Origin of the sequence: Streptomyces sp. URMC 123 (assembly GCF_051386515.1) — a bacterium.
Taxonomy (GTDB): Bacteria; Actinomycetota; Actinomycetes; order Streptomycetales; family Streptomycetaceae; genus Streptomyces.
Genome location: NZ_JBPQTV010000158.1, coordinates 1 through 14,851, shown reverse-complemented (window position 1 = coordinate 14,851; position 14,851 = coordinate 1). Strand labels below are relative to the sequence as shown.

General features: G+C 73.8%; 11 protein-coding genes. 1 reads left to right on the top strand and 10 read right to left on the bottom strand.

The annotated features are described in order from the left end of the window. From ACSNOD_RS18925 to ACSNOD_RS18895, 7 genes are all read right to left on the bottom strand, one after another. Positions 1–816, bottom strand: an 816-nt coding sequence (locus tag ACSNOD_RS18925) for an FAD binding domain-containing protein (protein ID WP_436768151.1), incomplete at its 3' end; no start/stop codon positions are given. A 199-nt stretch (positions 817–1,015) separates the two neighbouring features. Then, complete coding sequence (locus tag ACSNOD_RS18920) at positions 1,016–2,728, bottom strand: beta-N-acetylhexosaminidase (protein WP_436768150.1); 1,713 nt, start codon at positions 2,726–2,728, stop codon at positions 1,016–1,018. A gap of 96 nt (positions 2,729–2,824) precedes the next feature. Then, positions 2,825–3,709 (bottom strand): carbohydrate ABC transporter permease, encoded by an 885-nt coding sequence (locus ACSNOD_RS18915; protein ID WP_436768149.1) that lies wholly within the window; start codon positions 3,707–3,709, stop codon positions 2,825–2,827. After that, on the bottom strand, positions 3,706–4,704 hold the full coding sequence (locus tag ACSNOD_RS18910) for a carbohydrate ABC transporter permease (protein ID WP_436768148.1): 999 nt from the start codon (positions 4,702–4,704) through the stop codon (positions 3,706–3,708). Before ACSNOD_RS18910 ends, ACSNOD_RS18915 begins: the two co-directional genes overlap by 4 nt. Then, the gene (locus tag ACSNOD_RS18905) at positions 4,701–6,074 is read right to left on the bottom strand and encodes an extracellular solute-binding protein (RefSeq protein ID WP_436768147.1); all 1,374 of its coding nucleotides are present in this window, start codon (positions 6,072–6,074) and stop codon (positions 4,701–4,703) included. Before ACSNOD_RS18905 ends, ACSNOD_RS18910 begins: the two co-directional genes overlap by 4 nt. A gap of 303 nt (positions 6,075–6,377) precedes the next feature. After that, positions 6,378–6,665 (bottom strand): DUF3039 domain-containing protein, encoded by a 288-nt coding sequence (locus tag ACSNOD_RS18900; protein ID WP_436768146.1) that lies wholly within the window; start codon positions 6,663–6,665, stop codon positions 6,378–6,380. Between the two features lie 162 nt (positions 6,666–6,827). Next, positions 6,828–7,406, bottom strand: coding sequence for a YqgE/AlgH family protein (locus ACSNOD_RS18895; protein WP_436768145.1), 579 nt, complete (start codon positions 7,404–7,406; stop codon positions 6,828–6,830). A 271-nt stretch (positions 7,407–7,677) separates the two neighbouring features. Between ACSNOD_RS18895 and murA the strand changes: the two genes are divergently transcribed. Continuing rightward, a complete protein-coding gene (gene murA, locus ACSNOD_RS18890; protein ID WP_436768144.1) occupies positions 7,678–9,012 on the top strand; it encodes a UDP-N-acetylglucosamine 1-carboxyvinyltransferase in 1,335 nt (444 codons plus the stop codon). A 193-nt stretch (positions 9,013–9,205) separates the two neighbouring features. On the opposite strand, the gene ACSNOD_RS18885 is transcribed toward murA, so the two are convergent. From ACSNOD_RS18885 to ACSNOD_RS18875, 3 genes are all read right to left on the bottom strand, one after another. Then, positions 9,206–9,487 (bottom strand): HU family DNA-binding protein, encoded by a 282-nt coding sequence (locus ACSNOD_RS18885; protein ID WP_436768143.1) that lies wholly within the window; start codon positions 9,485–9,487, stop codon positions 9,206–9,208. A 455-nt stretch (positions 9,488–9,942) separates the two neighbouring features. After that, entirely contained in the window at positions 9,943–11,379 is a 1,437-nt protein-coding gene (locus ACSNOD_RS18880; RefSeq protein WP_436768142.1) for an NAD-dependent malic enzyme, read from the bottom strand. 552 nt (positions 11,380–11,931) lie between these two features. Next, positions 11,932–14,256 carry a HelD family protein gene (locus ACSNOD_RS18875; protein ID WP_436768141.1) on the bottom strand — a complete coding sequence of 775 codons (2,325 nt, stop codon included), beginning with the start codon at positions 14,254–14,256 and terminating at the stop codon, positions 11,932–11,934. Positions 14,257–14,851 lie beyond the last annotated feature (595 nt).

Genomic DNA, 14,851 nt, shown 5'->3' with positions numbered 1-14,851 from the left:
GGGGGCGCGCGCGCGCCCCCCGTCCCAGTCGATCAGGGAGGCCACCCAGCGCTCGGCCTCCAGGGGCCGCAGCGGCATCGGCGCCACCGCGCCGACCGCGCAGCGCACACCGCGCCGCGCCGGGTCGAGCACGAGCGCCACGGAGGCGGTGGCGCGCGCGGGCCCGGTGCGCCCGGTGGCCTTCAGGAAGGTCTGCGGGGCGTGCAGCAGCGGCACCCGGACGAAGCCGATGAGTTCACCGGGGCGCAGCATGTCGACGCCCGCGAGCAGGTGGCTGACGGGCAGTTCGCGGCGGGCGCCGCCGGGCCCGGCGATGATCACCGACGCCTCCAGGGCGGCGAGCACGGGCAGCGCGTCACCGGTGGGCGCGGCGGTGACGATGTTGCCGCCGAGGGTGCCGGCGTTGCGGATCTGCGGGGGCCCGGCGGTGCGCGCGGCGGCGGCGAGCGCGGGGATGAGCGCGGCGAAGTCGGGGCGGCCCATCCGGGCGTGGGTGAGGCCCGCGCCGAGCAGCGCGTGCCCGCCGTCCTGGTACTGCCAGCCGCGGATCTCGCTGATCCGGCCGAGGCCGACGAGCGCGGCCGGGCGCAGGTGGCCGGAGTTGACGGCGGCCATCAGATCGGTGCCGCCGGCCACGGGCACGGCGGCGGGCATGGCGGCCAGCGCCGCCACGGCCTCGTCGAGCGAGACCGGCAACGTCACCGTCCGCGCCGCCCGCGGTGCGTGCGTGGTCAACCCAGTCGCCCCTTCCCGGTGTCCCGCCTGTTGCGCCGTACGGTACGTGCTCACAGCCTGGACGTGGCAACTCTGGCACATCTTCCGACTCCGCCGACGCGAGGGTCCGCGAAGGGCACATCCGTCCCATCCGTGCCCGATACGAGTGATGGGCGGGTATCGCCGCTCTTCCCCGGTGCGTACGCGGCTCATGCCTTTCGTTCCAAAGGTTCCTTACGTTCCGTGTGAGCATCCAACGGTCCCAGGGCCGCCCGGCGGCGGCACCCGGTCCCCGCCCGGCTCACACGATCGGGGGCGACCCCTCGATCGGACGTCCGAGCACGCCGGGCCGTGTCTGCCAGGGGCGGGGGCCGGAGGGCGGGCGGTACTCGACGCCGAGGGCGTCCAACCGGGCGTAGTGCTCGGCCATCCGCCGTTCGAAGGCGGTGAAGTCCCGCTCGGCGGGGGCGGGCAGCGCGGACCAGGCGACCTCGGCGAACGCCGCCAGCCGCGGGAAGACCTGGTAGTCGACGCGGCGCCGGTCCTCCATGGCCTCGGTCCAGACGTTGGCCTGGGTGCCCAGCACGCGCTCGGCCTCGCGCGCGGTCAGTTGGGGTGGAACCGGTTCGAAGCGGTAGACGTCCTCCAGGGTGCGGACGTAGCCGATGGGGACCGGCTCGTCCGCACCGGGGGCCTGCCGGTGGTCCAGATAGACGTGCTGTTCGGGGCACATGACGACGTCGTGGCCGGCCCGTGCCGCGGCCACCCCGCCGGCGTAGCCGCGCCAGGACGAGACGGCGGCGCCCTCCGCGAGGCCGCCCTGGAGGATCTCGTCCCATCCGATGAGGCGCCGGCCGCGCGCCGTCAGCCAGCGGTCGAAGTGCCGGATGAACCAGCTCTGGAGCTCGTCCTCGTCCGCCAGGCCGAGTTCGCGGATGCGGGCCTGCGCGGCGGGCGACGCGCGCCACTGGTCCTTGGGGCACTCGTCGCCGCCGATGTGGACGAAGGTGCCGGGGAAGATCTCCAGGACCTCCTCCAGCACGCCCTCGTAGAAGCGGAGGGTGGCGTCGGTGGGGGCGAGGACGTTCGGGCTGACGCCCCAGCCGTCCCAGACGGAGAGCGCGGCGCCTCCCCCGCCGCCCGCGCCTCCCCCGGCGCCCGCGTCTCCCGCGTCTCCCCCGGCGCCCGCGGCGCCCCCGTCCGGGCCGCCGGCGCCCGGCACGTCCCGGTTGCCCAGCTCGGGATAGGCCGCGATGGCCGCCTGCGAGTGGCCGGGGATGTCGATCTCCGGGACCACCGTGACATGGCGCTCGGCCGCGTACGCCACGATCTCGCGGAGGTCGTCGCGGGTGTAGTAACCGCCGTGCGGGCGCTCGTCCCAGAGTCGGGAGGCGCCGTGCCCGCGCCGGGAGCGCCGCCGCCAGGCACCGGTCACGGTCAACTCGGGGTAGCGCTCGATCTCCACCCGCCAGCCCTGGTCGTCGGTGAGGTGGAGGTGGAGGACGTTCAGCTTGTGCGCGGCGAGCAGATCCACCATGCGCAGCACGTCGTCCTTGGGCAGGAAGTGCCGCGCCACGTCCAGCAGCAGCCCGCGCCAGCCGAACCGCGGCGCGTCCTCCACGCTCCCGCAGGGGAGGGACCAGGTGCGGCCGGGGCGTACGGGGGCCCGGCGGAAGGCGTCGGGCCCCAGGAGCTGGCGCAGGCTCTGGGCGCCCCAGAAGACCCCGGCCGGGCCGCCGCCGACGATCTCGACCCCCGAGTCGGCGGCGATCGTCAGCCGGTACGCCTCCGGGGCGAGGCCGTCGGCCACGCGCAGCGCGACGGTGCGGGCGGAGGGTTGTTCGGCCGGGGGCAGCGGCAGCCCGAGGGCCGCGCCGAGCGTGGCGCGCAGCCAGCGCTCGGCGGTCGCGGTGCCGGGGCCCGCGGCGATGGCGGTGTCCTCGTCCAGGACGACGGTGCCGGGCCCGCCGTCCCGTACGGCGCGCGGGGCGGGAATCAGTCCGGTGGGGCTCATGTCATCAGTCCAGTCGTGGCGTTCGTCGGTTCCGCGATCGGTGTGTCGCGGGGTGGTTCAGCAGTGGTGCCGGCGGCTGGGCCGGCGGTCGCGCCGTCAGTCCTTCACCGCGCCGCCCAGCCCGGAGACCAGCCGCCGCTGCACCAGCACGAAGAAGACCAGCACCGGGATCGTCATCACCGTCGAGGCGGCCATGATGCCGCCCCAGTCGTTCTCGTCCGGCTTGAAGAAGACCAGCAGCGCCATCGGCAGCGTGGAGTTCTCGGTGGCGCTGACGATGAAGGACTTGGCGAAGAGGAAGTCGTTCCAGGTGGAGATGAACGAGAAGACGCTCGTGGCCACCAGCCCGGGGAAGACCAGGGGGAAGAGGATCTGCCAGAGGAAGCGGGCGCGGCTCGCGCCGTCGAGGTACGCGGCCTCCTCCAGCGACTCGGGCACCGCGCGGACGAATCCGCGCAGCATCCAGATCGCGAACGGCAGCGAGAACGCGAGGTGCGGCAGGATCAGCGAGCCGAGCGTGTTGAGCCCGATGCCCGGCACCGTGCGCCCCACGTCCCGCAGCAGGAAGAAGAGGGGAATGGTCAGCGCCTCGACCGGCACCATCTGGGCCACCAGGAACATGATGAGCAGCGTGGTGCGGAAGCGGAACCGGAAGCGGGTCACCGCGGTGGCCGCCAGGAACGCGATCAGGGCCGAGGCCAGCACCACCACCGCGGCCACCACGAGGCTGTTGAGGAAGTAGCGGCCGAAGTCCTGCTGCCCGAGGACCCGGCGGAAGGCGTCCAGGGAGGGCTCCAGGGTCCAGGGGCGCGGCTCGGTGGACCGTATCTCGCCCTCCGGTTTGAAGGCCGAGAGCACCATCCAGTACAGGGGAAAGGCGACGGCGGCCGCGATGAGCAGGGCCGCGGCGTCGGCGACGAGCCGCCGGGGGCGGCGGAGGCGGCCGAAGCGCCGGGAGCCGCCCGGGTGCGAGCCGTTCACCACGCCTCCCCCCGCCGCCGGAGCAGATGGAGCTGGACAAGGGTGACCGCCAGCAGGATCAGCAGCATCACCACGCCGATGGCCGCCCCCAGGCTGTAGCGGGAGGAGGAGAACGCCTCCTGATAGGCGTACACATTGAGCACCAGGTTCTGGCCGGCGATGCCGCCGCCGTTGGTCATCACATAGATCTGGGTGAAGACCTTGAAGTCCCAGATCACCGACTGGATGGTGACCACGCCGAGGATCGGCCGCAGCAGCGGGGCCATGACGCTGCGCCAGATCCGCCAGGTCGAGGCCCCGTCCAGCGCGGCCGCCTCCAGCACCTCGGCCGGTATCGCCCGGATGCCCGCGTAGAGGGTGACCATCACCAGGGGGAAGGAGCACCACACGACTTCGAGCAGCACGAGGGCGAAGGCGCTGTAGCGGCCGTAGGTCCAGGAGTGACCGGCGAAGCCGCTCGCCCCGAGGGCCGTGAGCACGTCGTTGACCGGGCCGAAGTCGGGGTCGAAGAGGAAGACCCACACCGTGGAGCCGGTGACGGCGGGCGTGGCCCAGGCGCCGAGCGCCGCGAGCATCAGGGCGAGCCGGGGCAGCGCCCGGACCCGGGTGAGCAGCACGGCGAGCGCGCAGCCCACCGCCAGGGTGCTCACCACACAGGCGGCGGCGAACAGCACCGTGGCGAGCAGCACCTCGCGGAAGCGGGGGTCGGACAGCAGCGTCGCGTAGTTGTCCAGGCCCCGGAAGGAGGTGGGTTCGCCGCCGCTCACCTGGGCCTGGGTGTACTCCAGCAGCGAGATCAGCCCGAGCTGGTAGACGGGGTAGACCAGCAGCGCGCCGAGCACGGCGAGGGCGGGGGCCAGATACAGCAAGGGCGTCCAGCCGCCGGCGCGGCCGCGAGGAGACCCGCGCCGGGCACGGGAAGAGGCGCCCCGGGTGCGAGCGGAGACGCCGCGGGCGCGAGCGGAGGCGCCGCGGGCGCGAGCGGAGGCGCTCACCGCCGGAACGCCTCGTTCATCCTCGCGGCCGCGCCGGCCGCCGCCTCCGCCACCGTCCTGTCGCCGCGGATCACCTGCTGGAACATCGTCGGCAGGACCCGGGAGCTGTCCACGGTCGCCCAGCCCGGCGTGACGGGCACGAACCGGGTGCCCGCCTCCAGGGTCGTCACGAAGGGCCGCGTGAACGGCTCCTCGCGCGCCACCTCCCGCCGCACGTCGGTGTACGTCGGCAGGAAGCCCATGGCGTGGAAGAGCCGCCGCTGGGTGTCCTTGCCGGCGAGGGACTTCATCAGCTCGACGGCGAGGGTGCGGTGCCGGCTGTGCCGCAGGACGCCGAGGGCGTTGCCGCCCGCGAAGGCGGGGGCGACGCTCCCCGGCCGCACCCCCGGCAGCGGGACGACCGCGTACTTCCCCTTGACCTCGCCGGCCTCGACGGCCTGGTGACTGAAGTCGCCGCCGATGGCCATGCCGGCCTTTCCGGAGGCGAACGCGGCGACGGTGTCGTTGCCGCCCATGCCGGCACAGCTGGCGGCCGGGCAGTTGTCGTCGGAGAAGAGGGCGGTGTAGGCGGCGATGCCCCGCTCGGCGGCGGGCTCGTCGACGGCCGCGGTGTACGAACCGCCGCGCTCGCGGGCGAGTTCGCCGCCGTGCGCCCAGAGGAAGGGCAGCGCGCCGTACGTGTACGCCCCGCCGACGGCGATCCCGTACAGCTCCGGGCGCGCCTTCCGCACGGCCCGGGCCGCCGTCGCCACCTCCGCCAGGGTGGTGGGGGGTCTCAGGCCGAGTTCGTCGAAGACGTCGGTCCGGTAGTAGAGGGCGCGGACGCCGACGAGGAGCGGGGCGCCGTGAACCCTGCCGGCGACGGTGACCGAGGCGCGGGCGGCGGGGTCGGTGTCCCGGGCGTCGGCCCAGGCGCCGAACTCCTCGGTGATGTCGGCGAGGCCGCCGTCGCGGACGTAACCCGCGGTGTCCGTGTTGCCGAACTCGATGAGGTCGGGGGCGCTCGCGGGGTCGTTGAAGGCGGCCTTGACCCGCTCGGCGCGGGACTCCACCGGGATGTGGTCGACCCGCACGTCCGTCCCCGGGTGGGCCTTCTCGAACGCGGCCACGGCGCGGGCGACCACGGCCTCCTTGGGCTTGTTGTCGACCTCCTGGAAGAGCCAGACCCGTAAGGTGCCGCTCCGCCGGTCCTCGGCCGGGGCCGGGCCGCCGCCGGAGGTCGAGGGGGCGCAGGAGGCGGCGGCGAGCGCGAGGGCCACCGCGGGGGCGGCCCGGCGCAGGGCCCGGGGGAGGCGGAGCGCGGTGGGGCCGGCGGCCGGGAAGCGGACGGCGGGGAGGCTGGGGCGACGGGAGCGGACGGTGCGCTGCATGGCGGGACCCCCACGGTGGGCACGGCGACGGACAGGTCCGTTGCAACATGCGCAACGGGCGTTTCGTGCTGCACAACACGGAGGAGGCTAGGGAGCGTTGCCGCCCCGGGGCAAGAGGTCTGGACCGGTTCCCGACCACGATCCGATCGGAGGCACCCCCGCCCGGCCGGATCTCGTACGCGCGAGGGCCCGGCGCCCGCGGGCCGACGCCCGAGGCGCGGAAAACGCCAGGGCCCCTCGGGGCGCGCGGACTGCGCGCGCCCCGAGGGGCCCTGGTCACGGTGGAGCGACAGGCGCCGGGCGTTACTTCTTGTCGCCGCCCTTGCCCTTGTCCTCGCCGCCGGGGCCGAGGGACTCGTAGATCTCCTTGCACATCGGGCAGACCGGGTACTTCTTCGGGTCCCGCCCGGGGACCCAGACCTTCCCGCAGAGCGCGACGACGGGCGTACCGTCGAGCGCGCTGGCCATGATCTTGTCCTTCTGGACGTAGTGGGCGAAGCGCTCGTGGTCGCCGTCGCCGTGCGACACCTGCGGCGTCGGCTCGACGAGGGTGCCGGTCCCTGCCCCGCGCTCGGGCTCAAGAGTGCTCATGGGAACCCAGTCTAGGTACTGCCCCGCCGGAAACGCGACGACCCTGGTCAGAGGGGTTTCGACGGGCCAGCGCGGGGAAGCGGGCCGGCCGCTTCCGGCCGGGTCGTACCGGCTGGTTCGAGCCGGGATCGTACCGGCCGGTACGACCGGGGCTCGTCCCGGCTAGTTCAGGCTGGGGTCGTCCGGGTACGTGGCGACCATCGCCAGCTCGTTGCGCTGGCGCCGCAGCACCGCGCGCCAGAGCTGCTCGGGGTCCGGCGAGGACACGTCCCCCGGCTCGGACTCCACGACGTACCAGGCCCCCTCCACCAGCTCGTCCTCCAGCTGCCCGGGGCCCCAGCCCGCGTAACCGGCGAAGATCCGCAGGGAGCCGAGCGCCGAGGCCAGGAGCTCCGGCGGGGCCTCCAGGTCCACCAGCCCGATCGCCCCGTGCACCCGCCGCCAGCCCAGCGGCCCCTCCCCCGGGACCGTGCCCGCCTCTCCCGGCACCACCGCCACCCCCAGCGCCGAGTCCAGGGACACCGGCCCGCCCTGGAAGACCACCCCGGGCTCCCCGGCCAGGGCCGCCCAGGACTCCAGGATGTCGCCCACGCCGACGGGCGTCGGCCGGTTGAGGACCACGCCGAGCGACCCCTCCTCGTCGTGGTCGAGGAGGAGCACCACCGCGCGGTCGAAGTTGGGATCGGCGAGCGCGGGCGTCGCGACGAGCAGCCGCCCTGTGAGCGAGGACACCTCGGTCATGACCACATGATCCCCCACCTCGGGCCCGTACGGGAGCCAACGCCGGGACCTGGCCGAGAGCAGCCAGGGCGTACGGCGTCAGAAGGGGCGCGCGGGGCCGGAACGGCCGCTTGGCGGCTCCCCGCCCGTGACGCACCGGCGCACGATCAACGCAGAGCGTGTTGTGACAAACCCATGACACGGGTCGGGGCGCCTCGGGCCTACGGGAGGGGTCCGGCGGGCCATTACTCTTCTTCTTTGGTCCCTGCCCAACTCCAGGAACGCGAGATCCATGACCGGCACCGACGATGTACTGCTTGTCCATGGCGGAACCCCGCTCGAGGGCGAGATCCGTGTCCGCGGCGCGAAGAACCTCGTGCCCAAGGCCATGGTCGCCGCGCTGCTGGGCAGCGAGCCCAGCAGACTGCGCAATGTCCCCGACATCCGCGATGTCCGGGTGGTGCGCGGGCTGCTCCAGCTGCACGGTGTGACGGTCCGCCCCGGTGACGAGGCCGGCGAGCTGGTCCTCGACCCCACCAACGTGGAGAGCGCCAACGTCGCCGACATCGACGCCCACGCCGGCTCCTCGCGCATCCCGATCCTCTTCTGCGGCCCGCTGCTGCACCGGCTGGGCCACGCGTTCATCCCGGGCCTGGGCGGCTGCGACATCGGCGGCCGGCCGATCGACTTCCACTTCGACGTGCTGCGCCAGTTCGGCGCGGTGATCGAGAAGCGGGAGGACGGCCAGTACCTGGAGGCCCCGCAGCGGCTGCGCGGCTGCAAGATCCGGCTGCCGTACCCGTCGGTGGGCTCCACCGAGCAGGTGCTGCTCACGGCGGTGCTCGCCGAGGGCGTCACGGAGCTGTCGAACGCCGCCGTGGAGCCGGAGATCGAGGATCTGATCTGCGTGCTCCAGAAGATGGGCGCGATCATCTCCCTGGACACCGACCGGACCATCCGGATCACCGGCGTGGACAAGCTCGGCGGCTACAACCACCGCGCCCTGCCGGACCGCCTGGAGGCCGCCTCCTGGGCGAGCGCGGCGCTGGCGACCGAGGGCAGCGTGTACGTCCGCGGGGCCCGCCAGCGCGAGATGATGACCTTCCTCAACACCTACCGCAAGGTCGGTGGCGCGTTCGAGATCGACGACGAGGGCATCCGCTTCTGGCACCCCGGCGGCCCGCTGAACGCCATCGCGCTGGAGACGGACGTGCACCCCGGCTTCCAGACCGACTGGCAGCAGCCGCTGGTCGTCGCCCTGACGCAGGCGTCCGGCCTGTCGATCGTGCACGAGACGGTGTACGAGTCGCGGCTGGGCTTCACCAGCGCGCTGAATCAGATGGGCGCCCACATCCAGCTCTACCGCGAGTGCCTGGGCGGCTCGGCCTGCCGCTTCGGCCAGCGGAACTTCCTGCACTCGGCGGTCGTCTCCGGCCCGACGAAGCTCCAGGGCGCGGATCTGGTCATCCCCGACCTGCGCGGCGGCTTCTCGTACCTGATCGCGGCCCTGGCCGCGCAGGGCACGTCCCGGGTCCACGGCATCGACCTGATCAACCGCGGCTACGAGAACTTCATGGAGAAGCTCGTGAAGCTGGGCGCGAACGTGGAGCTGCCCCGGTCCGCGTAAGGGCCCCCAAGGCCGCGTGACAACGCCGAAGGCCCGTGGAACGCCGTACGAGCGCGCCACGGGCCTTCTGCCGTCCCGCGGGCCCCACGAGGCGCCCGGCGCGGCGAGGGCGACACGAAAAGGGCGGTCACCCCCGAGGGGTGACCGCCCTTTCGCGTTCGGAGCCGGGCGGCCGTCACCGGCCGCCGGCCACTCACTTGCCCTTGGCGGCTTCCTTGAGCTTCGAGCCGGCCGAGACCTTCACGCTGTAGCCGGCGGCGATCTGGATCGGCTCGCCGGTCTGCGGGTTGCGCGCGGTGCGAGCGGCACGGTGGGTGCGCTCGAAGGTCAGGAAGCCGGGGATGGTGACCTTCTCGTCGCCCTTGGCGACGACCTCGCCGGTCACCTCGGCGAGGGCGGCCAGAACGGCGTCGGCGTCCTTGCGGGTCACCTCGGCGCGGTCGGCCAGAGCGGCCACCAGCTCACTGCGGTTCATGTTCTTACTCCCGTGTTTTTCTTGCCTATGAGGCGTGCCACGCGGCGGAGCCGCATGTTTGGTCCAGCGAAGCCGATGCTGCCAGGGCCCTCGGACAGTGCCCGGACCCGGGTCCGTATGGCGGACCCCCGCGCCCGGATACGCATCCTGCCCCCACCGGTGGCGGGAAAGCCAATCCGGCGCCCTGGGGAGTCACACGAAAAGCGCCACCGCATCGGCGATGGTGACGCTCCGTCGGCTTCCGGCAGCGCACCGCAGGGCTCGCTCCGCCCGCTCGCGCTCGCCGGTCGCGGCCGTATGCCTGCCGGACAGCCTAGGGGGACGCCGGGGGCCGAAAGCCCCGCGACGCGCCGCCGGAGGGCGGCCGTGGCGCCTCTCACAGTGATCGGCGCCGCCGGTGGTGGCGCCGGTCACAGCCCCGGTCCGGGCGTCACCGGCGCCCCCGAGGGCGAGCGCTAGACGGCCGTGGTGCCCGTCACAGCGGCCGCGCCGGTGCCCTTCGCGGCCTCCCGGACGGCCCCGGCGACCGCGCCCGCGACCTTGTCGTTGAAGACGCTGGGCACGATGTAGTTCGGGTTGAGCTCGTCCTCGGTGACGACGTTCGCCAGGGCGGTGGCCGCGGCGAGCATCATCTCGGTGTTCACCGTGCGCGACTGGGCGTCCAGCAGGCCGCGGAAGACGCCCGGGAAGACCAGGACGTTGTTGATCTGGTTGGGGAAGTCGCTGCGGCCGGTGGCCACCACGGCGGCCGTCCGGCGGGCCACGGCCGGGTCGATCTCCGGGTCCGGATTCGCGAGTGCGAACACAATGGCGTCGTCCGCCATGGCGCCGACGTCCTCGCCGCCGATGACGTTGGGGGCCGAGACGCCGATGAAGACGTCCGCCCCGCGCACGGCCTGCCGCAGGGTGCCGGTGACGCCTTCGGGGTTGGTGTTGTCGGCGATCCAGCGCAGCGGCGAGTCGGGGTGGGCGTCCACGAGGTCGGGCCGCTCGGCGTGCACCACGCCGTGGATGTCGGCCACCACCGCGTGCTTCACACCGGCCGCGATCAGCAGCTTGAGGATGGCGGTGCCGGCGGCGCCGGCGCCCGACATCACGACCCGCACATCGCCGATCGCCTTGCCCACCACGCGCAGCGCGTTGGTGAGGGCGGCGAGCACGACGATGGCCGTGCCGTGCTGGTCGTCGTGGAAGACGGGGATGTCCAGGGCCTCGCGCAGCCGCGCCTCGATCTCGAAGCAGCGCGGCGCGGAGATGTCCTCCAGGTTGATGCCGGCGAAGCCCGGGGCGATCGCCTTGACGATCGCGACGATCTCGTCGGTGTCCTGGGTGTCCAGGCAGATCGGCCAGGCGTCAATGCCGGCGAAGCGCTTGAAGAGGGCGGCCTTGCCCTCCATGACGGGCAGCGCGGCCTTGGGGCCGATGTTGCCCAGGCCCAGCACGGCGGAGCCGTCCGTCACGACCGCGACGGAGTTGCGCTTGATGGTCAGCCGGCGGGCGTCCTCGGGGTTCTCGGCGATCGCCATGCAGACCCGCGCCACACCGGGGGTGTAGACCATCGAGAGGTCGTCACGGTTGCGGATGGGGTGCTTGGACGCCATCTCGATCTTGCCGCCGAGGTGCATCAGGAACGTACGGTCGGAGACCTTGCCCAGGACGACGCCCTCGATGCCGCGCAGCTTCTCGACGATCTCGTCGGCGTGCTCGGTGGAGGTGGTGGCCATGGTGACGTCGATCCGGAGCTTCTCGTGCCCGGAGGCGGTGACGTCGAGGCCGGTCACCGACCCTCCGGAGGACTCCACGGCGGTGGTGAGCTGGCTGACCGCGGTCCCGCTCGCCGGAACCTCCAGTCGAACCGTCATCGAGTACGAGACGCTGGGCGCCGTTGCCATGGCCTGCTTCCTCTGCTTTCCCATTTCGCTGTGGTGCGCGGCGCCGGGATCACCGGGCGCGCCGTCCGATCGTCCCACCTACCTGCCGGTACACGGTAACCAGGGCGTGTTTTCGGAACGAATCTTCCACGTCGCGGGACGACAGGGGGCGGTCCGGGGCGGCCCGGGACCGCGGCGGCCGCCGACGGCACCACGCGCGCAACGAAAAGGGCGCCCCTCCATCGCGGAGAGGCGCCCTTCCCTCAGGCTTTGGTGACACCGACCCGCCATGCTCGCCTCGCGGCAAGTGGTCGCTCGAAGCGACGAAGGTTGGGCCCGGGGGCTTGGATCGAGCCGGTGTCACCTCCAGGCTAACAAACCGATCCCGATGGCGATTCCCCCAGCGGCATTTCCACCCCTCCGCAGGAACGATTCCCCCGTTGTGTGTCATCTCGGCGGGCAGCGTGTCACCTCCGCGGCGGCACGGGCCGGCCCCGCGGACGGGGGCGACCGGCCCCCGGTCGGTCCCGCGGCGGGTCCGGCACGGTCGGTCCCGCAGCAGGTCCGGCACGGTCAGTCCCGCAGCAGGTCCGGCACGCCCGCCTCGTCCGGCGCGTCCCGCTCGCCCGAGACCACGGTCAGCTGCTGGGTCGCCCTGGTCAGCGCCACGTACAGCACCCGCAGCCCCGCCGGGGACTCGTCCGCGATCTCGGCGGGCGAGACCACCAGCGTGGCGTCGTACTCCAGCCCCTTGGCCTCCAGGCTGCCCAGCGCGACCACCCGGTCGCCCAGGTCCGCCAGCCAGCGGCGGGCCTCGGCCCGCCGGCCCATGGCGACCACCACGCCCACCGTGCCGTCCACCTCGTCCAGCAGCCGGCGGGCCTCCGCCCGCACCGCCCCGGCGAGGTCGTCCCCGGCCACGGCGAAGCGGGGGCGCAGCCCGGTGGAGCGCACCGCCCGCGGCGCCCGCATCCCCGGCATCGCCAGCGCCAGCACCCGGGAGGCCAGCTCGGCGATCTCCGCCGGGTTGCGGTAGTTCACGGTCAGCGTGAAGGCGCGGCGGGGGCGGTTGCCCAGCGCCTCGTCACGGGCGGCCGCCGCCTCGTCCGGGTCGGACCAGGACGACTGCGCCGGGTCGCCGACGACCGTCCAGGTGGCGGTCCGGCCGCGCCGGCCCACCATCCGCCACTGCATGGGCGTGAGGTCCTGCGCCTCGTCGACGATCACATGCGCGTACTCGGTGCGCTCCTCCTCGCGCCGCTCGTCGCGGCCGCGGCGCCCGCCGCCGGCGCGGTCGGCGAAGGTGGTGAGCTCCTCCAGGCCGGTGAGCTGGTCGAGCGGGTCGACCTCGCGCCGCCGGGGCCGCGCGGGCGCGCCCAGCAGCGTCTGGAGCTCGTCCAGGAGCGCCACGTCGTGCACCGAGAGGGGGCCCCGCCCGTCGGGCCCCAGGCGCCGCAGGGAGCGCGCCACGAGCCGCACCTCGCGCGGCTGGAGCACCCGGCGGGCCCAGCGGCCCAGCCGCCGCTCGTCGGCCATCGCCGCGAGCACCCCGCGCGGGGTGAGCTCGGGCCACCAGGCGTCCAGGAAGTCCAGGAAGACCTGCTCGGTGGAGACGTCCTCGTCGAAGCCCTGGCGCGCCTCGGCGGCCAGCTCCGGGTCCGAGTGCCGGCGGCCGGCGCCGGACCGGGCCCACAGCGCGTCCAGCAGCAGCCGGCGGGCCCGGGGGCGCAACAGGTTGACCGGCGCGGTGCCGCCCAGGGCGGTGCTCCGGACGCGCCGGAGGTCCTCGGGGCCCAGCTCCAGCCGGGAGCCGAAGGCCGCCACCCGCAGCCGGTCCGGCGCGTCCGGCGACTCCAGGGCGCCCCGGGCCGCCTTGCGGAGCACCGGGAGCATCCGGGACGAGCCCTTGACCCGGGAGACGGCCGGCTCGTCGTACTCCGTCGCCTCCGCGCCGTCCACGAGCGAGCCGACGGCCCGGATCGCCACCTGGCCCTCCTCGCCGAGCGAGGGCAGCACGCCCTCGGTGTAGGCGACCAGCAGCGGGGTGGGGCTGACCACGAGGATGCCGCCGGAGTAGCGGCGCCGGTCGCGGTAGAGCAGATACGCGGCGCGGTGCAGGGCGACGGCCGTCTTGCCGGTGCCGGGGCCGCCGCTCACCTCGGTGACGGAGGCCGCGGGGGCGCGGATGACCAGGTCCTGCTCGGCCTGGATCGAGGCGACGATGTCCCGCATCGTGTGGCTGCGGGCCCGGCCCAGCGCCGCCATCAGCGCGCCGTCACCGACCACGGGCAGCTCGACGCCGTCCAGGAACGCGGTCAGCTCCGGGCGCATGAGGTCGTCCTCCACGCCCAGCACCTGGCGGCCCTTGCTGCGGATCACCCGGCGGCGCACCACGCGGCCCGGGTCCTTGGGCGTGGACCGGTAGAACGGCGCGGCGGCGGGCGCGCGCCAGTCGATCACCAGCGGGCTGTAGTCGGCGTCGAGCACCCCCAGCCGGCCGATGTGCAGCGTCTCGGCGATCTCGGCGCGGTCGTCCCGTACGGCGTCCTCCGCGGGCTCCACGGAGGTGTACGCGCCGTCCGGGCCGCGCTCGCCGTCCTTGCCGAGGAGGAGGTCGATGCGGCCGAAGAGGAAGTCCTCGAACTCGCTGTTCAGCCGGTTGAGGTGGAGGCCGGCCCGGAAGACCTGGGCGTCCCGCTCGGCGTACGCGCCGGGCGTGCCGACCTGGCCGCGGCGGGCGGCGTCGTCCATCAGGAACTCCGCCTCGTGGATCTTCTCCTCGAGGCGGCGGTACACCCGGTCCAGGTGCTCCTGCTCGACTCCGATCTCCCGGTCCCGTACGGAATCCCGGTCCCGGACGGAATCGGCGTCGACTGCGGCATCCTGCGGCGCGGCCACCTGGCCCCCTTCTGACGTACTGGGCAGCCGTCAACCGTACGCCATCGCCCTCCGGGCGGGTTGACCGACGTTCCCGTTGTGGGTCGTCCGTGACGTGACCGTCGCTGCGTTTCCCGGCCTTCGGCCGGGGGTGGGGTGGTGTTTTTGCGCCCCTGGGGTGCGGGGGTCGGTGCCGCACCGGGGTACGGGGTGCCCTCCGGGCGGGTTTGCGCGACGACCGGGGTCACGTTGTCCGTGGCGTGAGCGTCACAAGCTTTCCCGCCCCTTCGGGGCGGGGGTAGGGGTTTTTCTCTTGCGCCGCGCTGCGGGGGCACCCCGCTACGTCCCCTCCGGCTGGTTCGGGCGCACAAAGCGGGGTGGGGGGTCGCGCGCTCTGCGTGCCTGGCTGAGCCGTAATCGCGACCTGCCGCACAGCTCCGGCTTCGCCGGAGAAACGAAGACGGGCGGGAAGCCGAGGGACGGCCGCAACCACCGATGGTTGTCCACCCCCCACCGCGGGCGCGACGCGCTACCGGCCCGAGGGGACGTGGCGGGGTGCCCCCGCAGCGCGGCGCACATGCTCCCAGGGGGAGCCGAAGAAACAACCCGCACGGTG